The organism is Halocola ammonii (genome assembly GCF_049334165.1).
In the GTDB taxonomy this organism is placed as follows: domain Bacteria; phylum Bacteroidota; class Bacteroidia; order Flavobacteriales_D; family Sanyastnellaceae; genus JBEGHD01.
Genome location: NZ_JBEGHD010000002.1, coordinates 1 through 20,199 on the forward strand (window position 1 = coordinate 1; position 20,199 = coordinate 20,199).

The following is a 20,199-nucleotide window of genomic DNA, read 5'->3' on the forward strand; positions in this document are numbered from 1 at the left end:
AAATTCAAGATATTGCAATCAATGAACTCTAAGAATTAAAAACGAAAATCAACGGCTCCGAAAATCCGCACGATTTTTTAGCCAAGGACGTTGTGCACAAGCTAAAAAAACTAACGTCAATAAAATGAAACTCCTCATATCGACAATCATTTTGACTTTGACGACCTGCGTTGGACAACGCCAAAATTTGGACTACCCGACCGATATTAAAGAAATTAAGGAAGTGACTTTGACTCGGCCTGACAAAGAATCAAATGGAAAATTTGCGACAATCAAAGATTTGACTGAAGAAGAGATCAAAGAACTTTTGAAAGCTCTAGAAAACTCAAAACCAGTTGGCCCGTGGAAATTCATTCCCGACTATTTCATTGTCTTTACGACAACAGAAAACGAGACTAAACGAATAAAAATTAACGGAAACAAAGTCAAAGGGTACGACAGCGACTATACCTATGAGATTGACCAACTCGATTTTTTAGAAGAGTTTTGAAAAAAGAAAAAAAGCCTGTGCACAACATCGGCTATAGCAAATGCGGGCTGACTGCTTAAAAATGAATATTTTACAACTAAATAAATTTACGGTAGGCGGACAAGAAAGCGGTTTCAAAATCCCGCAATTGCCATAGCCAGGGCCGTTGGCGTGCATGTAAAACAGACAATGAGCAGATTAGAAAAAATATGGACTGACTTAAAGGACTTGAAAACCGATGCTCAAGTTTTAAGCTATTGGGAAAACAGACAGTCCAGAATTTTGGAAACCCTAAAAACTGCGGACTCGGACTATGACACAGCCACTAATATCATCCACCGTCTAGCAAAATCGCTTAATGACAGGGAAAAGTATTCTGCTGTTTATTACCTATACAAAGCGGGCTATCAACCGATAGAAAACAAACTCAATCAGACCGACCAATTAAACGAAGTCAAATACGAACTCGGACGCGGACTTCATCACAACAGAAAATACAACCATTCCAAACGACTTTTTAATGAGTTAGCAAATACGGATTTTGACACAAGCAGAATTGACGGATGGTGGAATCAAACAGCCTTTGCAAGCACAAGAGACAGAATTTGGTTTCAAACGGATGTTCTTCCAGCAATTGGACGATTTGCGATTATGGTCGCCTACATATTGATTGCCATAAAAGCAGAAGAGTTTCTAATCTCAACAACAGTTTACATAATACTCTTTGAGCTTTATGAGACATGGTGGTATCAATACAAAGTGTCGAGTTATTTAAAGGAATTTGAAGGTGCAGCAGAGACCGCAGACATTAAAAGGAACATCAAGAAAAAGATACTGATTGAACTTGGAATTTCGATTCTGTTTTATCCAATCTATTTCCTGAAACAAGAATGGTTACTGCCCTTGGTATTGATAATCGCAGTTTATTTTCAGATTTTCCATTACGGACTGAACTACTATTATTTACCGAAACTGATTGGAGACTTAAATAGAAAAAACACGACACGCCAACATCGGCTATAGCAAATGCGGGCTAAAGTGCTAAAATGAAAGTGATTACACAAAATAAACTTACTGCTAAACGGACAAGTAAGTGCCTTGAAATCCCGCACTTGCCATAGCCAGGACCGTTATCACCAATATACGAAGACCTAAATTCGACAGTCAAATCTATTTTTCGAAAAAATATTTTGTGAGGGTGTAATATTCTGCGACTTGAGCCACTAAACAAGAAAAGATTAAAATCATGACAATTAAAAATGCGATTAACCTTTTCAACCGTTTGGTATCTGAGACCACAAAAAAGTCTGAAGTTAAGGTGTACAGGGATTTCATAGAAATACTTACTAATGTAGAAAAAAGACACTTAACGAAATCTGAAGTTGAATCCATAGAGACGAAACTTGATGCGCTTGAATTAATCAGTACCACAACAAACAAGAAAAGACATTTTAAAAAAGCCCTTCAACAGTTTAAAAAGTATCTGAAGGATACCTTTTCTTTAATTACCAAAGGGCACTACGCAGGACTGGGCATAGCTTTAGGCGCCTCAACAGGTTTGCTTTTAGGAGTAATATTTCTACCGGGTTTAGAGCGGTCTATGGGAATTTCACTTGGTATTTCAGTTGGCATCTTGATTGGTATAATCATAGCAAGTTATTTGGAATCTCAGGCTAAAGCTTCGGGAAACTTGATTTAAACTACGAAAATATGAAAGCTTGAGTAATGACTTTTATGCCATATCGATTAATCCTTATGCTGCCATCATCATAAAGATATGCAGGGCCTATACAAATTCTCAGGAAGATTTCGAAGATTACTATCAGGAGGTGTGCTTACAAATCTGGAGAACCAGAAACAACTTCCGTGGGCAATCCGAATGGTCAACCTGGGTGTACAGGTTAGCATTGAATGTGAGTTTAACCATGCTGAAAAAAAAGAAAAATAATCAGCAGTATTTTACTTCTGAAATCTTGCCAAACGAATTGGCAGAAACTAGCCAAGCATTTCCGGACGAAGCACTCAATCAATTGTATGATGCCATTAAACGTTTATCAGAAGTTGACAGAGGTGTAATACTACTTTACCTGGAAGAAAAGTCGTATAAGGAAATCGCTGAAATTACAGGCACGAACCCTAACAACATTGGGGTACGAATTAAACGCATTAAAGAACGATTAAAGAAAATATTAGATGGAAAAGTCAATTGAATCAATTTGGAAGCAAGGTTTTTTAAATAGTGATGCATTGGTTGCCCCAAAGCTGAACAACCTGTACAATCAAAAATCGATACATGTCATCGATAAGTTTAAACGAATGTTCAAAATTAACCTGATTGCAATCGTTATAGGTTCAATCCTCTTTTTGGGGATTTCATTTTTGATTGGGATTCCTTGGATGGGAATAGGCTTTTTTTTGACACTAAGTGTAATCGTAATAGTCAACCGAAGGCTTTCCAGAGGATTAGCTAAAATTGATAAGAGCGAAAGCAGCTACCATTATATCAAAGCATTTGACAACTGGATGAAGCAGCAAGTCAGTGTAAATAGTCTAATGGCCAGATTCTATTATCCTTTGTTCTTTTTGTCTATTCTACTTGGTTTTTGGCAGCAATTAGGTGAAGCAGTTACGAATAAGTTGGTTTTAAACTATCCTGGCATTGACCTTATTTTTGGTGTGCCGCTATTTCTCATCATTGGCGTGGTTTTAATGATGGTTTTACTCTCCTACTTTGGGGCAAGAATATACATTTGGGATTTGAAGGTTGTCTATGGAGGTGTACTCAGAAAGCTGGATGAAATTATTGCCGACATGGAAGAATTAAGAAAATAATACTGGTGATAACATTGGCTAAGAAAACATAGGGCAGACATGGCTTTCAGAAAGGTTGGTTCATCTAGCAAGCTTTGGTTTCGGTGGACAAGTAATCGCTCCGAAAGCCCTACGTTTCTTAGCCTAGAACGTTAAGCTTCCTTTGAATGAAAAAAGAACTACTTGACATCCTTTACAATCAGACTCTATTCTTTTCCGAAAATGGAAAATCAAATATTGATAGTCCGAATATCATGGTTCAAGAAACTCATAAGAGTTCCGGAAAATCAAGGAAAGAAGTAATCGGACTTTTTAAAGAACTAACTGACATTGGATTCATAGAGAAAGTGCCTGATGAAGAATATGCTTATCGAGTAAGGGAAATGATGAGTATTCAAGAAATAAAAAAACGAAAGCTTAACAATACCTAGAATTAATGCGGCCATTTCGTCTTCCTGCCTACCGGCAGCAGACACAGACGCGGTTGACGATGACGATTTCGGTACTTTTTTTTGGAACTTGCGGAAAACCGCACTGGCTTTAGCCAAACTGTAATCAGCGAAATACTAGAATGCGCCAATATGAAAAAACTAATCAACTCGGGAGAAGTCTATTATTTAAAGTCGGCCAACGTTATTGGGAGCAAGAATATTCAACTTCTATTGCGGCAAGAGAGTAAATATTTTTTGCGAAATAGTCGAGAGAATGAGTACGATTACGTGAACTTTTCATTGGTTATATGGATGAATAATCCGAAGGATGCCGAATACTACTTTTCTGAGATCAATAAGTATTTTTTAGATGATACCTTGTCAATTGATTTGGTATCTGTGAATTCATTGGAAGAATTTGAACTTGAACTGATTGGTGGTACTGATTATCTAATAAAGGTCAAGAATTACAGTGAGAATATTCTCAGTCAATTTAAAGAAGACTGGGTTGATAGGTATTTGTATGCAACTAGTCGAGTCTTCGAAGAAATGGAAACAAATACGAGATACCGTGATTTAATAGAGAGTTTGAAAAGATTGGCCGAGTATTCCAAAGATAAAATGGCAACCGAGGTTTTAGAACGAATAGAAAAATTTGAAAAGAAAAACTGATATTACTGGAATAGTCCAAGCCAACTTTGCCCTGTTTCAAATAGGGACATCCAGTTGAAGTTGATACTTTATTTAAAATCATTAAACAAACGTTGGTGTTTTAAAACCGTTCGCAACTGTAGAGGCAGTATGATTAGAAAAGTCGTATATATCGCAGCAATAGTATTTACAATTTCGTGCGTGACTCCATCTTCATGTGCTCCTTCATCTGACCCTTTAGCTGGTAAATGGAAGTTTTTCAAAGCACTGGAAGACAATGAAGGTATCCAGGTCTATGGCCCCAATGTCACGGATTCAAGAACAATTGAATTTTTTCCAAATGGGGAACTTCACCACTTTAATCATGGTTCAAGGGTTGGCCTTGGCCTTGATGAATATAAAGTCGATGGAGATTCAATAACTATCGCGAGTTACGATATCCTTCCAGAAGGAAAACAACTAAGACGCAAATTAGTCGTGAGTTTTGCAACTGAAAACGACACGTTAATAATTGAGGATGGAATAATAAGTATGATCTACTTGAAGTTAGATTAAAAATAAAACATCAACTCAAAAATTATCTGATAGCTTCACCCCCTCTTCAATCTCAAACTATTACCAATTACAGTTACCGAGCTGAGGCTCATGGCCAGGGCTGCGAGCATGGGGCTGAGTAGAAGCCCGAAGAAAGGGAATAGCAATCTAGCTGCAATTAGAACTCCTCAAGCGTTGTCAGCAAAGGCTAGTCTTCCTCCAGGCAGCAAAAAATACAGTTAACAATCTGGCTTTTTTAGGAATTTACGGAAAACCCTGACTACCGGCAGGTAGGCCCATCAGCTTCAGCCTAATCGTGATATGTTGTTTCCCGTATTAATTCTTGATTCGCGATTCGCGAATTGCGAATATACTTCTTATATTTACCTCTCAAACGAACAGTCGTATGAAAAAGCATAGCGGAATGAGGCCTCATGATATCGCTGTTTTGCTAAAAATAGCTAGTAAGGGGAGCGATAATTGGCTTATGAAAGACTTAGCCCATGAGCTGATGATAAGTGCGAGCGAAATAAGTGAAAGCATCAACAGGTCAGTAATTGGTGGTTTAATAAGTAGCGATAAAAGAACGTTGAAGAAACTTGCTCTGCTAGACTTCCTGAAATCGGGTCTTCGCTATGTATATCCACAACAACCAGGCTCGATCACAAGAGGTGTAAATACAGCAATCTCTGCACCACCCCTGAATGCCGAGTTTATGACTGAAGAAAAATTCGTTTGGCCCTATGGAAAAGGAAATAGTAGAGGACAGTCAGTCGAGCCGTTGCATCCAAATACTCCAGAAGCATGTTTGAATGATGCTAAATATTATGAACTGATGGCTCTTGCAGATGCGATCAGAATTGGGAAAGTAAGAGAGCAGAACATTGCATTTGAGATGCTAAAAGAAAGGATTGATGATGCTTAAAAATCAAACCATAAATTTAAAGGTCATTGAAAAAGTCGCACTAGCTCTTGGAGAATTAAATGACCAGGTCATTTATGTTGGTGGCGCTGTAGTGGTGTTGTATGTCACAGACGAAGGTGCCGAACAGCCACGACCCACCAAAGACATTGATATTTCAGTACAGATAAGCACGTACTCACAAATGGATAAACTGCGGGAGAGACTAGCCAGTAAGAAAATCTATCCTGCCTCATCGGAAAAAGTCATGTATCGATATTCTTATGAGGGCATTCTAATTGACTTCATTCCTTTCGAAGAAACTCTTCTGGGACCAACCAATAGTTGGTTGAAACCTGGCTTACGAATCCTTCACCCCCTCTTCAACCTCAAACTATTTCCAATTACAGTTACCGAGCTCAAGCTCATGGCCAGGGCTGCGAGCATGGGGCTGAGTAAAATTCCGAAGAATGGAAACAGGAGGCCAGCTGCAATGGGTACGCCAAGGGCGTTGTAAACAAAGGCGAAAAACAGGTTTTGCTTGATGTTACGCATCACATCGCTGCTGAGTTTTCGCGCTCTCACTATTCCGTCCAGCTCTCCTTTCACAAGCGTGATTCCTGCACTTTCAATGGCTACGTCTGTTCCGGTTCCCATGGCGATGCCGACATCGGCTTTTGCCAGTGCAGGTGCATCGTTGATGCCGTCTCCGGCCATGGCGACTTTACGTCCCTCTTTTTGCAATTGCTCCACCTTGTCGTGTTTTTGTTGTGGGAGCAAGTCGGCTTCAAACCCATCGAGATGGAGCTTTTTGGCTACAGCTTCGGCAGTTTGCTTGTTGTCGCCAGTGAGCATAATCACCTTGAGCCCCTGACTCTGAAGTTTTGAAATGGCGTCTGCAGAACTTTTCTTGATGGCATCGGCTACGCTGACAAAACCCGCATACTTTTTCTCCACCAAAACAAACATCACCGTCTCTCCTTCGCGCTGTCTTTGTTTGGCCTCTTCAGGAATGTTAGTTTCACTGCCCAGGTCTTTCAAAAGCTTCTCATTTCCGATGGCTACGTGCTTTTCACCGATTTTTCCCTGCACGCCTTTTCCGGTGATGGAGTCGAAGTCGGAAACATCTAGCAGTTCGATGTTCTGATCTTTCGCTTCTTGTAAAATTGCCGAGGCCAGCGGATGCTCGCTGTCAGCTTCGAGTGAAGCCACCAGCGTCAGCAACTCCTTTTTGTCGATATCAGCGTTGGCAACTTCGAGGTGTTGAAAGGTGGGTTTACCTTCTGTGATGGTTCCGGTTTTGTCGATCACCAGCGTATCTACCTTTTCCATCTCTTCGATGGCACGGGCGTCCTTTACCAGTACGCCCTGCTTTGCTCCTCGACCAGTTCCTACCATGATGGCCATCGGTGTTGCCAGTCCAAGAGCACACGGACAGGCAATAATCAATACGGTGATGGCACTGCTGAAGGCGTAAACGAGTTTGGGATCCGGACCCCAGATGGCCCACACCGCAAAAGAAATGATGGCTATGGAGACTACTATTGGCACGAAGTAGCGCGCGACTTTGTCGGCCAGGTTTTGAATAGGAGCTTTGGTGCGACTGGCTTTGTTTACCATGTCGATGATTTGGGAGAGCAGCGTTTCACCGCCAACTTTTTCCGCAGTCATTTCAAAAGAACCCGATTGGTTGATGGTTCCGGCAATCACCTTGTCTCCCTGCGCTTTCTTCACAGCTGCCGGCTCTCCGGTGATCATAGACTCGTCAATGGAGCTTTTCCCGGAAGTGATTTTACCATCCACCGGAATTTTTTCGCCCGGCTTGATTTTGAGTGTGTCTCCGGCTTTCACGTCATCGATGGAAACTTTCAGTTCCTTGCCGTCTCTAATCACAACCGCAGTTTGCGGCACGAGGTTGAGCAATTCTTTTATGGCGTCATTGGTTCGGCTGCGGGCTTTGTGCTCCAGCACCTGGCCGAGCATAATTAGCGTGAGGATCACTACCGATGCTTCAAAGTAGAGGTGAACATGACCACTGTCGGTTTTGAATTGTGGTGGGAAAATGTCGGGCAGAACAAGTCCGATGATGCTGAAAAGATAGGCCGCTCCGGCACCGAGAGAAATCAGTGTCCACATGTTTGGCGAGCGGTTAATGATGGACTTGTAGCCTCTCACAAAGAAGCTGCGGCAAGCGTAAAAAATCACAGGAGTGGAAAGTGCAAACTGCACCCAGCCCCAAACCGTTTCGCTGGCCAGTTTCGAAAATGGAATGCCGACCATATCGCCCATGGCAATCACAAAAACAGGAACGGTGAATGCAACGGCTACCCAAAATTTCTTGAGGATTTTCCGGTAGGACTTGTCTTCTTGCTTTTCCTCATCCGGACTGGGCTGCATGGGTTCCAGGTCCATGCCACACTTGGGACAGCTTCCCGGTTCGTCTTGCACCACTTCAGGGTGCATGGGGCAGGTGTATTTTGTTTTCGACTCGTGACTATCGCCACCACAACAGCTGCCTGACGAGTGGCCGACAGTCTCCTCCTTTACCAGATCCATACCGCAGACGGGGCAATCACCGGGCTTGTCGTAGCGCTTGTCGCCTTCACAGAGCATCGGGCAGTAGTAGTCGCCAGTGTTGTTTTGATTTTTTGCCGGATGTGGTTTTTTGCGGTTTGTGCTGTGGGAGCTGCAACAGCTACCTTGAGCAGGTGACTGGGAAGCCACTTCCTCCTGCACCAGGTCCATACCGCAGACGGGACAGTCCCCTGGCTTGTCGTATTTTTTATCGCCCTCGCAGAGCATTGGGCAGTAATATTTTTTGTCGGTTTCGTGAGCCATTTTTATCTCAGTTTAGAACAGCAAAGGTAGGTGAGAGGTGGTGCTGACGTGTTACAGAATTTATGAGGATAGTTACAGAATTTGGGCTGAAGTCCACAGCCGCGTGAAAAGGCAGAAATCAGTTTTCAGATTCTAACAGATGTTTAAATTTGCAACCGCAAAAGCTCGGGATGTAGCTTAGTCCGGTTAAAGTGCGCGTCTGGGGGGCGCGAGATCGGAGGTTCGAATCCTCTCATCCCGACAAAGCAAAAAACCCGACTCGCAGTGAAACTGCGGGTCGGGTTTTTCATTTCAGGAAAAAGCCAAGCTCTGCTTGAGCTTTTTCCTGAAATGAAAAACCAGAAGTGAGACGAAGGAACACTTCTGCGGGTTTTGCTTTGAATCACCCCCCAAAAGGATCACGCAGTAATCCTGTTTAAAGCCAAGCTCCGCTTGAGCTTTTTCACGAAATGAAAAACCAGATGTGATCAGCAAGATCACAGCGTAGGTTTTTTGCTTTGAATCACCCCACCTGAGGATCACTTTAGTAATCCTTTTGTAGTGAAAAAGGTAATTGGGGGGATTAAGGTAAATTAGTAGCTAGCAACGCTTAGTAGGTCAATCGATCGCTGTCCTCCTTTGGAGAAAGTGCCCGTAGGGCGAAGGAGGACTTGTGGTCAATGTGAGAGAGACACCAGTGATTTCAAGAGTTAAACCATTAAGGTTCGTTAAGCAGTCAAGGTTCATTAAGCACTACTAAATCAGACCTTAATTTCTCAATGTTAAAAACTCCTTAGCTGTATGCCAAACAGATAGAAGTCTACCACCATTTCCTCTCCCTCTCCCCACCACAATTCCCCTCTTAGCCCAAAGGATTAAATCATAGCTTTGATCTCGATTTGAGGCAGTGTAATTTTGTATTGCTTTTCAGAAAAAAAAAGAGAAGAGAAAATGGATTACGTATTCGAGAGAAAGTGGCAGGAAACGGTGAAGGAGGTTTCTGATCAGTACGGAGAGGAGCTCGACTTGCAGGCGCTTTTGTTTTTAATTGGCGTGCAGGAGTTGGGGCTCGGCTACAAGAAATTCAAGAAAGACGAGAAGATCGATTTGATGCACATCGCCATTTGCACTCTGCTGGAGCCATACGGATACTTTGAATACGAGGGGCGAGACGAGGATGGTTGGCCTCACTTTACGAGAAATCAAAAGCTGCCTGCACTGGACGGAAGCCAGCAGGAAAGACTGATTAAAGAAGCTGTTATAGAATATTTTTCAGGAGAAGAAGCTTAGCAAAAGCTTACTCGATCACTACTGTTTCTTCAGAAGTTTCTTCTTCTTCGATCTTAATCAGACTAGAACCTTCGAGTTCGCCTTTGTAGGCCTCAATGTCGAGAACGGCAAATCCGGCCTGGCCTTGCTTGTAGAATTCTGAAAAATTGAATGAAACTTTACCGGCTGCGTTGGTGGTTCCTGTTGTGTCAAATCTCAATGGATTGATCACCGGCTCTTCGCCAGATCCTTCTGCATAGAGCCTTACTGTAGCTCCTGCAACTGCATTGCTTTCTGCGTCAACCACTGTAATTGTTGCAATGGTGTCTTCTTCCTTGTCGCAAGAAGTCATCAAAAAACTGATCATTACCACTGGTAAGATCAACGCCCACACCTTCAATTTTTTCGTATCCATAGTCTGAATTTCTTAATTTCGTCCGCTGCGCAGAATGATCAGCCAAATTAAATAAAAAAATGTTTACCGGAAAACGCTATTTCTTATTGCCAGTAACTTGCATTTTGCTGTTTGTTGGCTGCTCCCTGCTTCAAAAGGACACGAAGTCGGACGAAAACGTTGCTCAGGAAGTTGAAGAAAAGGAACCCGAAGAATCTAAAGGTGAGCGGGTTTTGATTCACACCGAATACGGTGACATGATCGTGGAGCTCTACGACAAAACGCCCATTCACAAAGAAAACTTTTTGAAGCTGACTGGGTCGGGCTATTACGACAGCACACTTTTTCACCGTGTGATCAACGGATTTATGATTCAGGGGGGTGATCCCGACTCTAAAGGTGCCCCTGCAGGGATGAGACTGGGAAATGGCGGTCCGGACTACACCCTCCAAGCGGAATTTGACACTACGCTGATTCACAAAAAAGGAGCTTTGGCGGCTGCCAGAAAAGGCGATGGAGTGAATCCTGAAAAGCGCTCGTCTGGAAGTCAGTTCTACATCGTCCAGGGAAAAGTGTTTAACGATGAAGGGCTCGACAAGATGGAAGAGCACATCGCAGAATCGCACCCTGGATTTAGCTACACTGAAGAACAGAGAGAAATTTACAAAACCATAGGAGGAACGCCTCACCTCGACATGAGCTACACTGTTTTTGGACAGGTGGTAGAGGGCGTAAATGTGATTGATTCGATAGCGGCAGTGAAAACCAGAGGTTCGCGGCCGGTAGAAGATGTGATCATGACCATGGAAAGAATCGAATAAGAGATGCAGGAAAAAATCGCGCAACTGGAAAAAGAAATCGAAAGCTTTGATGGCTCCACGGCCGAAGAAGTTGAGGCTTTTCGAATAAAATTCCTCGGCAGAAAAGGAATTGTGAAAGACCTCTACGCTGAGTTTAAGTCTGTGCCCAACGAGCAGAAACGCGAAGTAGGGCAGAAGCTGAACTCCTTGAAAAGTCAAATCCAAAACAAAGTTGAGGAGCGCAAAGCTGCTTTTGCTTCGGCATCCGGCAGCGGTGTGAAAGTGGATGATTTGACCAGACCTGCGGGAATGGAAGAGCTCGGCAGCCGACACCCGATTTCGCTAGTCAGACGCGAAATTCTGGACATCTTTTCGCGCATCGGATTTACCGTTGCCGAAGGACCCGAGATTGAAGATGACTGGCACGTGTTCAGCGGATTGAATTTCCCACCGGAGCATCCGGCTCGCGACATGCAGGATACGTTCTTCGTAGACCGGGATCCCGACATGCTTTTGCGCACACACACTTCTTCCGTACAGGCCAGAATGATGGAAAAAACCAAGCCGCCATTGCGAATCGTAATGCCAGGCCGTGTTTTTAGAAACGAGGCCATTTCTGCAAGAGCACACTGCATTTTCCACCAGATTGAGGGGCTTTACATCGACAAGGATGTGTCGTTTGCCGACATGAAACAAACGCTCTTGTATTTCGCAAAGGAATTTTTTGGTGACAAAACGGAAATTCGTCTTCGTCCTTCTTACTTTCCGTTCACCGAGCCAAGTGCCGAAATGGACGTTTACTGGGGGTTGGAAAACGAGATTGATTACAGAATCACCAAAGGAACCGGCTGGCTCGAAATCATGGGCTGCGGAATGGTGGATCCAAATGTTTTGGAGCTGAGCGGAATCGACTCAAAAGAGTATTCTGGCTTTGCCTTCGGAATGGGAATCGAGCGAATTGCGATGCAGCGATTCCAGGTCGATGACCTGAGACATTTCTTCGAAAACGATGTGCGTTTCCTAAAGCAATTCTCGAGCGCTTTTTAAGCGTTGAGGTTGGGTAGCTGGAAAATGAGTTTCGATCCTTTTTTCTCGTTGCTTTCGAGAGTGATCGATCCGCGGATTTTGTCCGTTGCGATTTTCACGAGGTAAAGTCCGAGCCCGGCACCTTTCGACTTGTGTGTACCTTTCACAAACATGTCGAAGACGTTTTCTTTTACTTTCTCTGAAATGCCCACACCGTTGTCTTCAATGGCCAGCACAGCTCCGTTTTGGTCGGTAGTGATGGTCACCTTGCAGAAATCGTTCTCAGTGCCGTTTCGATAGTCGATGGCATTGGTGATGGTCTTTCTCAGGATCACTTTCAGCAATTTAGGATCGCTGAAGAATGGCGTGTTTTCACGGATGTTCCAAATCAGTTTCACCCCGTCAAGCTCAGTGATTTCTTTTGACTCCAGGTCGTATTGCAGCTTTTTGAAGTCGACTTTTTCAACCTTCACATCGATGTTTTTGTAATCGACAGCGCGGGAAAGGTTTACCAAAATGTCGTCCATCTGCTCACTGCAGGCATCAATCAGCCCGAGGTATTTTGCTGTGGTGGCGTTGTGTTCTTCCGTTTTTAGCAGTCTCAACAAACTCTTGATGCTTGTAAGCGGAGTTCTCAAATCGTGCGAAGATTTGTAAATGTAGGTGTTGAGTTCCTTGTTGGCTTTTCGCAATTCACGAGTTCTCTTGTAGACCTTCCACTCGAGCACCTTGCTCAATTTTCTCTTTTGGATAAATTCGCGATAGAGGAAGAAGAGCACCAAAACAAGCACGATGATGCTGCCGATCATGAGGTTTTGGTAGAGAGCGGTATTGCGGTCTTCGAGTTCATCCATCTCCACAGCGGCTTCTTTTTTGAACTCGATTTGCTCCTGATTTTTTTGCTGGATTTTGGCCTGCATTTGCGCCACAAGTTCTTCAGATCTCACTGTTTGCAAACTGTCGCTGATACTCAGAAACTTGTAGGCCGTTTGGTAATCGTCACGAGCAAAGTAGAAGTCGCTAATCGCTTTAGCAGCTTTCTGGATGAAAGTGTAATCCTGTGACTTTCTGGCGAGCCTCATGGCATCGTGGTAGTGAAGGAGTGCGTCAGTGTCTCTGTTGGCCAAAGAGCAAAGCTCTGCCAGTCGTAAGGTCAATCGGCTACGGTCGCGGAAATCCGATTCTCCAGCGTAGGTGATGGCCTTCTCCTGCATTTTTATCGACTCGCGGTAGTCGCCACCTTTTTCGAAGAGGAGAGAAAGCTTTTCGTACTTGTTTTTTACCTGCAGGCTGTCGCCCATCAGGAGGTTGATCTCAAGGCCGCGTTGTGTAAACTGAATGGCGCGGCCGTATTTGCCCTGCTCTGCGTAGATCTCGATGAGGTAGTCGAGCAGGAAGTTTTCTGAGCTGCGAAAATCGTATTTGCGATAAATTTCTATGGCTGCCAGAAAATGGTCTTCGGCATCTCTGTAGTCACCCAATCTGAATTTGAGAAGAGCAATTTCTTCTTGCGTGTAGCCAATCTTGAGTTCATCATTTTGCTGGCGGTAAATCGCAAGTGCCCTCTCGAGATTTTTGATAGCCTTGTCGTAGTCGCTGTCTTTGGATTTAATCTTTCCGACCTTGCTGAGGACCTTGGCTTTTCCTGAAGGATTTTCTTCGTCTTTAAAATGTTTGTAGGCAGTGAGGTAGTGTTTTTCTGCGAGGTCAGGGCTTTTTTGCTCCAGGTAGATATCTCCCAGGGCGAGTTCAGCTTCGGCCATCACTGCCTTGTCGTCAATCTCTACTGCTAGCAGTTCGTTGAGCCGGTGAATGGCCCGGACCGGCCGTCCCGTTTCGCTGTAGATTCTTGCGCTTAGCAGCAGTGAATGGACGAGTTCTGACTTCAGGTTTTGATCTCTAGCCATGTTGAGGGCAGAATCTGCCAGAGCTTCGGACTGCTCGTAGTTCTTTTTCTCGTAGGCTGTTTTGCCCTGTTGCAGGAGTTCAGCGGGGTTGCTAAAACCGGAAGAAGACTGGCTATGTAAATCCGCAAAAACCCCAGTTAGCATCAGCAACACTGCAGATGCTAAGAAAACAGAGATTTGGTTAGCGAATCTTCTTCTCACAAAATTTTTATTAGGTCAAAAAATAGTAAGTCCGCATTAGGGTTTAAAGTAAAATCATCAACAACGGGAAACTGCTCATGCCATTTGGCTAACGCTTCCATTCATGCTTGTCCAGTTCTTCGAGACACTTGGTTAGCAGCTTGATGCTGGCTTCAATATCCTTTTTGTTGGCCATCTCTATCACAGAGTGAATGTGGCGAGTTGGGATTGAAACGGCCCCGGCAATGCTGCCTCCAGCTGTCATTTGCTGAAGTCCTGCTGTATCTGTTCCACCAGCCGGTAGTATTTCCGGCTGCCATTTTATCTTGTGTTTGTCGGCTGTCTTTTTCATGAAGCTAACCATTCGCGGGTCGCAAATGGTGCTGGCGTCCATGATTTTTATACCCGTTCCCTCACCGAGGGTCGTCACCCGCTCGTGGCCGCTCGATCCCGGTGTGTCAAAAGCGATGGTGGTATCGAGTCCAAATCCAAAGTCTGGCTGAATGCCGAGGCTCGAGACTTTTGCTCCGCGAAGCCCAACCTCTTCCTGAACCGTGAAAACTCCGTAAATATCGTAAGGAGTTTCAGACAAGTTGCGCAGTGTTTCGAGCAAGATGAAAACTGACACTCTGTTGTCGATCGACTTGCAGTTTACGCAATCGCCCATTTCAAAAAGTTCGCTGTAGCGCGTAACCGGATTTCCTACCTCCACTATCTTTTCGACTTCCTTTTTGGGCATGCCTAAATCGATGAAGTAGTCCTTGATTTTTGGTGCCTTGTTTCGCTCATCGGGCGACATGATGTGAATCGGCTTGGATCCCATCACACCCATCAGGTCTTTCTTGCCGTGAACTACTACGCGCTGAGCGGTGAGAGTTTTTGGGTCGAATCCACCAAGCGTGTGAAATCTCACAAACCCGTTGTCGTCAATGTGATTCACAATGAAGCCGATCTCATCCATATGGGCGGCCACCATTGCTTTTTTGGATTCCCGCCCTTTTTTCAAAGCGGTGATGTTTCCGATGTTATCGACTGAAACTTCGTAAGGTAAATCTTTGAGCTCGCGCAAAACAACTTCGCGAATCCGGTCTTCGTATCCCGGTGCACCAGCGACTTCACAAATCTCCTTGAGGAGCGGAATATTCAAAGGCATAGTAAGAGAATATTTGGTTGATCGTTCAGTAAAAATAAGTGGTTTCTACCGATCTTCCTTAAATCCCAAAGCGAACATATCCTCAAGAAGGCGTTAACAAGTGTTTTTGATCTGTTAGGTGTTTGAAAGACAGTTGTTATCGCCTGGTTCGAGTTTGGTAGATCATCTCCAAAACTGTCTGTCCAACTGCTTTCAAGGTGTTTTTTCCAATCACGTCCATGTTGTCTTCGTGGGTGTGGTGGAAATCTCCGTAAGTACTTTTATCGGTATGGAACTCCACGATGCAGGCCGAAGGGATGTTGGCATATTCGTTTACGAAAAGGTGATCGTCTGTAGTGGGGCCGGTTCGGTCGTTGGTGAAATAACTTCCGTATCCGATTCTGCCGGCAGTGCGCCAGATGTCGCGAACCAGGCCAGGTGCGTAGTAAAGTGATGTTCCTTCTTTCGGGAAGACTGCGTCTTTTCCACCTACCATGTCGAGCAAGATGCCGTACTGTGCGCTGTAGTTTTGAACGTGCGGATTTTTACCCCAGTGTTGGGCTCCGAGGCACCAGTGTTCTGCTTTCCCGTCTACTTGCGATCCGTTTGGAGGGCCGTAGTCTTCAGCATCAAAAAAGATGATGTCGACACCGTAATCGGTAGGTTTTTGCTGAAGCTGTCGTCCGACTTCCATCAAAACGCCAACGCCACTTCCGCCATCGTTGGCTCCGAGGATGGGCTCAGACATTCGCTCTTCGTCTTTGTCTGCGAAAGGGCGCGTGTCCCAGTGTGCGAATAGCAAAATCCGATTTGGATTGTCTTTGTCGAATTGCGCAATAATGTTTTTAGCCTGAAGTCGAGTGTTGTCGAAAGCCGTGACCTGAGCTTCCTGAACGATTACATCGGCACCGAAAGCAGTCATTTTTTCTTCGAGCCATTTTGCACAAGCCGCATGCTCTTCAGTGTTGGGAACCCGGGGTCCAAAGGCTACTTGTTTTTCAATGTACTGGTAGGCCGAGTCGGAAGAGAAATCAGGTGTTTCCACCGGTGGGAGTTCTTCTTTCTTCTCCTGTTTTTTGCTCTTACTTTCAGTGCTTTGGTCGTTTTGACAAGCTGTAAAACTACCGAGCACTACGGTCAGTGAAAGTGTGTAGAAAATAATTTTATTCATAACTCCAGGTTGTGCCTTCTCTATCGTCTTTGATCTCAACGTTGAGCTTCTCCAATTCGTCTCTGATCTGGTCGGCTGTTTCAAAATCTTTGTTTTTTCTCGCCTGTTGGCGGATGTCCATCAGCAGTTGCATAATCCCATCGGCTATGCCTTTCATCTTTTGGCCTTCGCCATCGCTCGAGGTACTTCTGAACCCGAGGATGTCGTAGCTAAACTCGTGCATGGTTTTCTTCAGCAGGTCGAGGTTTTTCTCATCGATGGCGAGCTTTCCATCCCAAATAGAATTAATCGCTTTCACACCTTCAAAAAGCACGGAAATCAGCACCGGAGTGTTGAAGTCATCGTTCATTGCTTCGAAAGCTTTTTGGCGAAGTGGTTCGGCTTCAAACTCGCCTTTGTCTGTAGCTTTCAGATTCTCCAGTGTGTCGAGCGTGTTCATCAATCGCTTGTAGCCGCGTTCAGCCGCCTGCAGTGCTTCGTTCGAGAAATCCAGCGTGCTGCCGTAGTGGCCCTGAAGCATGAAAAACCTAACAGTCATCGGGCTGTAGCCCTGCTCCAGAAGTTTGTGGTCGCCTGTGAGTAGTTGCTCTGGAGTGAAGCCGTTTCCTTCTGACTTAGACATCTTTTTACCGTGAACGGTAAGCATGTTTCCGTGCATCCAGTAGCGCACAGGAGACTCGCCAGTGGCGCCTATGTTTTGAGCGATTTCGCAGTCGTGGTGAGGAAACTTTAGGTCCATTCCGCCACCGTGAATGTCGAAATTGGTTCCCAGATATTTTGTACTCATCACAGAGCATTCGAGGTGCCAGCCGGGAAAGCCTTCGCCCCAGGGAGATGGCCATCGCATGATGTGCTCCGGCTCAGCTTTTTTCCAAATGGCAAAGTCAAGTGGATTGCGCTTCTCATCCTGACCATCCAGCTCTCTGGTGTTAGAAATCAGGTCTTCAATCTTTCTTCCGGAAAGGGTTCCGTAGCCGTGTTCCTCATTAAACTTTGGTACATCGAAGTAAACGGAGCCGTTGGCCTCATACGCATAGCCGTTTTTGAGGATGGACTTCACCATCTCAATCTGCTCAATGATATGACCGGTTGCAGTCGGCTCGATGCTCGGAGATTGAATATTGAAAACCTTCATCACATCGTGGAAGCCATTGGTGTACTTCTGCACAATTTCCATTGGCTCCAGATTTTCGAGACGTGCTTTTTTAGCGATTTTATCTTCGCCCGCATCTGCATCGTTTTGAAGGTGGCCCACATCAGTGATATTGCGGACGTAGCGCACCTTGTAGCCCAAAAATTTCAAGTAGCGGAATACAACGTCAAAAGTCATAAACGACCTCACATTCCCCAGATGGACATCGCTGTAAACGGTTGGCCCGCAAACATAAAGACCCACGAATGGTGGGTTGAGCGGCTCAAACAATTCTTTTTTTCGGGACAGGGTGTTGTAGATGTAGAGCTGGTTTTCCATGCTACAAAGAAAAAAAGAAAATGCTTAGTGAGTAGAACAGCGGTAGTTGTTTTTGCCAGAGGTGTAAAAAACGAAAAGCCACCGAAAGTTTTGCTTTCGGTGGCTTTGGCGGTCATTCTAATTGAGATGATATTTATTTTTCTATCAGACCGTTACCTACGTATTTTCCATCTTTATAAACTTCAATACGAATCAGAATTCCATCCTGGTTGTATTGGTACCATTTCCCGTTCCAGAGCTGCCCATCTTTGTACTGGCCAACCTGAGAGATTTGGTCGTTGCTGTTGTAAATTGTGTTGTAGCCGTTTGCTCTAAATGATTTCGCCTTGTTTGTTTTCGCGTCTTCAGGAAGCGGCACAGCTTCTTCGGCAACAGGTTCTTCAACAGGTTCAGTGATTTTCGGCTGTTTTGGAGCGTTGCCTCCATAGGTTCTCACGCTGGCTGGATCAACCTCACCGTTGTGAAATACCTTTCTTTCTTTCAACTTTCCATTGGCAAAGTAGCGCTTCATTTCGCCTTCTTCTTTACCGTTCACAACATTCACTTCCAACCAAAGATTACCATTTTCGTGGTAGTAGCGCTGTTCGCCATAGCGAAGCCCGTTGTCAGAAAAGAAAAACTTTTGTTGAGGGTTTCCATTTTTATAAAAGCGCTCAAACTCACCTACGTTTTTATTTCGTTGCCAGTAGCCGTGTTCTTCAATCTGACCATTACGGTAATAGATTGAATATTCACCACGAGGTTTGTTGTTTTCGTAATTGATCTCACTTTTCACTACACCATTGGGGTAGTATCTCGTCCACAGTCCGTCTTTCAGGTTGTTCTTGTAATTACCTTCCTCTATGGTGCTGTTGGGGGAGTACTCATCAGAGTCTACCATGTAGCCCTTGATGATCCAATAGCCTTGTCTGCGACCCTGGTCGTCTACAAGGTTGAGCTCTTTTGCTGATATCTCAGTAGCCATTGCCACAAATAGAAATGAGGCGATGAGGCGAAGAAAGAAAATCGGGGTTTGAGTAGAAAGTGTCATAAGCGAGCTATTTGTTCTATTCACCCACTTACGTAAAAGAGCCTTACAGTGTTTCGGTTTGAGAATTTTTTAGCCGAATGGCCGAAATCATTTCGTGAACAAGTTCCGGCACATCGTATCTGTGGCTCCACTTCCAGTCTTCTCTGGCTCGAGCATCGTTGATGCTGTTTGGCCAGCTTGCGGCAAGATCATTTCTAAAATCGGGAGCGTAGCTGATTTCAAATTCCGGAAGGTGTTTTTTGATCTCTGCAGTGAGTTCAGCAGGAGAGAAGCTCATTGAAGACAAGTTGTAAGAACCTCTAATTTTCACCGATTCAGACGGGGCCTCTGTGATGTCGATGGTGGCTTTGATCGCATCCTCCATGTACATCATTGGCAATTTCATGTCTTCGGCCAGGAAGCACTCGTACTTTCCTTCCTCCACAGCTTTGTAGAAAATCTCGACTGCGTAGTCGGTGGTTCCTCCGCCTGGTTCTGAGCGATGACCGATAAGTCCCGGGTAGCGCAAACTTCGCACGTCAACTCCGTATTTGTTGAAGTAGTATTCGCACCAACGCTCTCCGGCAAGTTTGGAGATTCCATAAACCGTAGAAGGTTCGCAAATGGCGTGTTGAGGAGTGTTGTCTTTGCTGGTAGAAGGTCCAAAAACTGCGATCGAGCTCGGCCAGAAAATCTTTTTGATCACTTTATCTTTTGCGAGGTCGAGGACGTTGAAAAGCCCTTGCATGTTGAGCTCCCAACCGAGCTGTGGTTTTTTCTCAGCTGTGGCTGAAAGAAGTGCCGCCAGTTGGTAGACGGTTTCGATTTTGTGCTTCTCGCAGATTTTGCGGAAGTCATCTTTATTCATCACATCCAGCACTTCAAAAGGACCATCGAGAAGCGTGCTGTCACTTTTGGGCTCGCGAATATCAGCTGCTACCACGTTTTCGTTGCCGTACTTTTTTCTCAATTTAAGTACCAACTCAATGCCGATTTGACCGGCTGCTCCAATAACTAAGCACTTTTCTGCCATGATGAATGTGTTTTCCTCGGTTTATACGCAGTTTTTAAAATCAGGGTGTCAAAAGTAAGAATTATTCAAATGCTGAAATGTTTTGGAAACCTGGCTAAAAACAAAAGCAACGACCACCAATGGAGATCATTGCTTTAGGGTGGCAACTACGATTTTGTTATTCAATTCTTCGTTTTCACCACGAATTTTAGTT

General features: G+C 44.5%; 20 protein-coding genes and 1 tRNA gene. 13 read left to right on the forward strand and 8 right to left on the reverse strand.

Translation table 11 applies throughout. From position 1 onward, the window contains the following. Positions 1–124 precede the first annotated feature (124 nt). The 9 genes from ABHV44_RS02200 to ABHV44_RS02240 all read left to right on the forward strand — a co-directional run bounded on the left by ABHV44_RS02200 (position 125) and on the right by ABHV44_RS02240 (position 5,821). Positions 125–490 (forward strand): hypothetical protein, encoded by a 366-nt coding sequence (locus tag ABHV44_RS02200; RefSeq protein ID WP_459073008.1) that lies wholly within the window; start codon positions 125–127, stop codon positions 488–490. 168 nt (positions 491–658) lie between these two features. Continuing rightward, positions 659–1,492 carry a hypothetical protein gene (locus ABHV44_RS02205; RefSeq protein ID WP_459073009.1) on the forward strand — a complete coding sequence of 278 codons (834 nt, stop codon included), beginning with the start codon at positions 659–661 and terminating at the stop codon, positions 1,490–1,492. Between the two features lie 223 nt (positions 1,493–1,715). Beyond that, the gene (locus tag ABHV44_RS02210) at positions 1,716–2,168 is read left to right on the forward strand and encodes a hypothetical protein (RefSeq protein ID WP_459073010.1); all 453 of its coding nucleotides are present in this window, start codon (positions 1,716–1,718) and stop codon (positions 2,166–2,168) included. Between the two features lie 19 nt (positions 2,169–2,187). Further along, positions 2,188–2,679 carry an RNA polymerase sigma factor gene (locus ABHV44_RS02215; protein ID WP_459073011.1) on the forward strand — a complete coding sequence of 164 codons (492 nt, stop codon included), beginning with the start codon at positions 2,188–2,190 and terminating at the stop codon, positions 2,677–2,679. Then, complete coding sequence (locus ABHV44_RS02220; RefSeq protein ID WP_459073012.1) at positions 2,663–3,301, forward strand: hypothetical protein; 639 nt, start codon at positions 2,663–2,665, stop codon at positions 3,299–3,301. The genes ABHV44_RS02215 and ABHV44_RS02220 overlap by 17 nt, the downstream gene beginning before the upstream one ends. 146 nt (positions 3,302–3,447) lie before the next feature. Beyond that, positions 3,448–3,711: a hypothetical protein gene (locus ABHV44_RS02225; RefSeq protein WP_459073013.1), complete on the forward strand. Its 264-nt coding sequence runs from the start codon at positions 3,448–3,450 to the stop codon at positions 3,709–3,711. 150 nt (positions 3,712–3,861) lie between these two features. Next, positions 3,862–4,383 (forward strand): hypothetical protein, encoded by a 522-nt coding sequence (locus tag ABHV44_RS02230; protein ID WP_459073014.1) that lies wholly within the window; start codon positions 3,862–3,864, stop codon positions 4,381–4,383. 129 nt (positions 4,384–4,512) lie between these two features. Further along, on the forward strand, positions 4,513–4,917 hold the full coding sequence (locus tag ABHV44_RS02235; RefSeq protein WP_459073015.1) for a hypothetical protein: 405 nt from the start codon (positions 4,513–4,515) through the stop codon (positions 4,915–4,917). A 385-nt stretch (positions 4,918–5,302) separates the two neighbouring features. Continuing rightward, a complete protein-coding gene (locus tag ABHV44_RS02240; protein WP_459073016.1) occupies positions 5,303–5,821 on the forward strand; it encodes a hypothetical protein in 519 nt (172 codons plus the stop codon). 348 nt (positions 5,822–6,169) lie between these two features. On the opposite strand, the gene ABHV44_RS02245 is transcribed toward ABHV44_RS02240, so the two are convergent. Beyond that, positions 6,170–8,635 (reverse strand): copper-transporting P-type ATPase, encoded by a 2,466-nt coding sequence (locus tag ABHV44_RS02245; protein ID WP_459073017.1) that lies wholly within the window; start codon positions 8,633–8,635, stop codon positions 6,170–6,172. Between the two features lie 166 nt (positions 8,636–8,801). Here ABHV44_RS02245 and ABHV44_RS02250 point away from each other — a divergent pair. Together ABHV44_RS02250 and ABHV44_RS02255 are read left to right on the forward strand one after the other, a co-directional pair. After that, positions 8,802–8,876 (forward strand) — tRNA-Pro (locus ABHV44_RS02250). Positions 8,877–9,565: 689 nt separating this feature from the next. Continuing rightward, positions 9,566–9,904, forward strand: a complete 339-nt coding sequence (locus tag ABHV44_RS02255) for a hypothetical protein (protein ID WP_459073018.1) — start codon at positions 9,566–9,568, stop codon at positions 9,902–9,904. A gap of 7 nt (positions 9,905–9,911) precedes the next feature. Here the strand turns inward: ABHV44_RS02255 and ABHV44_RS02260 are convergent, their stop codons facing one another. Continuing rightward, on the reverse strand, positions 9,912–10,298 hold the full coding sequence (locus ABHV44_RS02260) for an Ig-like domain-containing protein (RefSeq protein ID WP_459073019.1): 387 nt from the start codon (positions 10,296–10,298) through the stop codon (positions 9,912–9,914). Between the two features lie 59 nt (positions 10,299–10,357). On the opposite strand from ABHV44_RS02260, the gene ABHV44_RS02265 reads away from it, so the two are divergent. Both ABHV44_RS02265 and pheS read left to right on the forward strand, forming a co-directional pair. After that, positions 10,358–11,098 (forward strand): peptidylprolyl isomerase, encoded by a 741-nt coding sequence (locus tag ABHV44_RS02265; protein WP_459073020.1) that lies wholly within the window; start codon positions 10,358–10,360, stop codon positions 11,096–11,098. 3 nt (positions 11,099–11,101) lie between these two features. Beyond that, entirely contained in the window at positions 11,102–12,124 is a 1,023-nt protein-coding gene (pheS, locus tag ABHV44_RS02270) for a phenylalanine--tRNA ligase subunit alpha (protein WP_459073021.1), read from the forward strand. Here the strand turns inward: pheS and ABHV44_RS02275 are convergent. The 6 genes from ABHV44_RS02275 to ABHV44_RS02300 form a co-directional block, all read right to left on the reverse strand. Beyond that, positions 12,121–14,211: a tetratricopeptide repeat-containing sensor histidine kinase gene (locus ABHV44_RS02275; RefSeq protein WP_459073022.1), complete on the reverse strand. Its 2,091-nt coding sequence runs from the start codon at positions 14,209–14,211 to the stop codon at positions 12,121–12,123. The two genes, pheS and ABHV44_RS02275, sit on opposite strands and share 4 nt — an antisense overlap. Before the next feature lie 88 nt (positions 14,212–14,299). Then, positions 14,300–15,343 carry a M42 family metallopeptidase gene (locus ABHV44_RS02280; RefSeq protein ID WP_459073023.1) on the reverse strand — a complete coding sequence of 348 codons (1,044 nt, stop codon included), beginning with the start codon at positions 15,341–15,343 and terminating at the stop codon, positions 14,300–14,302. 136 nt (positions 15,344–15,479) lie between these two features. After that, positions 15,480–16,493 carry a M28 family peptidase gene (locus ABHV44_RS02285; RefSeq protein WP_459073024.1) on the reverse strand — a complete coding sequence of 338 codons (1,014 nt, stop codon included), beginning with the start codon at positions 16,491–16,493 and terminating at the stop codon, positions 15,480–15,482. Then, positions 16,486–17,964, reverse strand: coding sequence for a cysteine--tRNA ligase (gene cysS, locus ABHV44_RS02290; RefSeq protein ID WP_459073025.1), 1,479 nt, complete (start codon positions 17,962–17,964; stop codon positions 16,486–16,488). Before cysS ends, ABHV44_RS02285 begins: the two co-directional genes overlap by 8 nt. 133 nt (positions 17,965–18,097) lie before the next feature. Then, positions 18,098–18,994, reverse strand: coding sequence for a toxin-antitoxin system YwqK family antitoxin (locus ABHV44_RS02295; protein ID WP_459073026.1), 897 nt, complete (start codon positions 18,992–18,994; stop codon positions 18,098–18,100). Between the two features lie 43 nt (positions 18,995–19,037). Beyond that, entirely contained in the window at positions 19,038–20,006 is a 969-nt protein-coding gene (locus ABHV44_RS02300; RefSeq protein WP_459073027.1) for an NAD-dependent epimerase/dehydratase family protein, read from the reverse strand. Positions 20,007–20,199 lie beyond the last annotated feature (193 nt).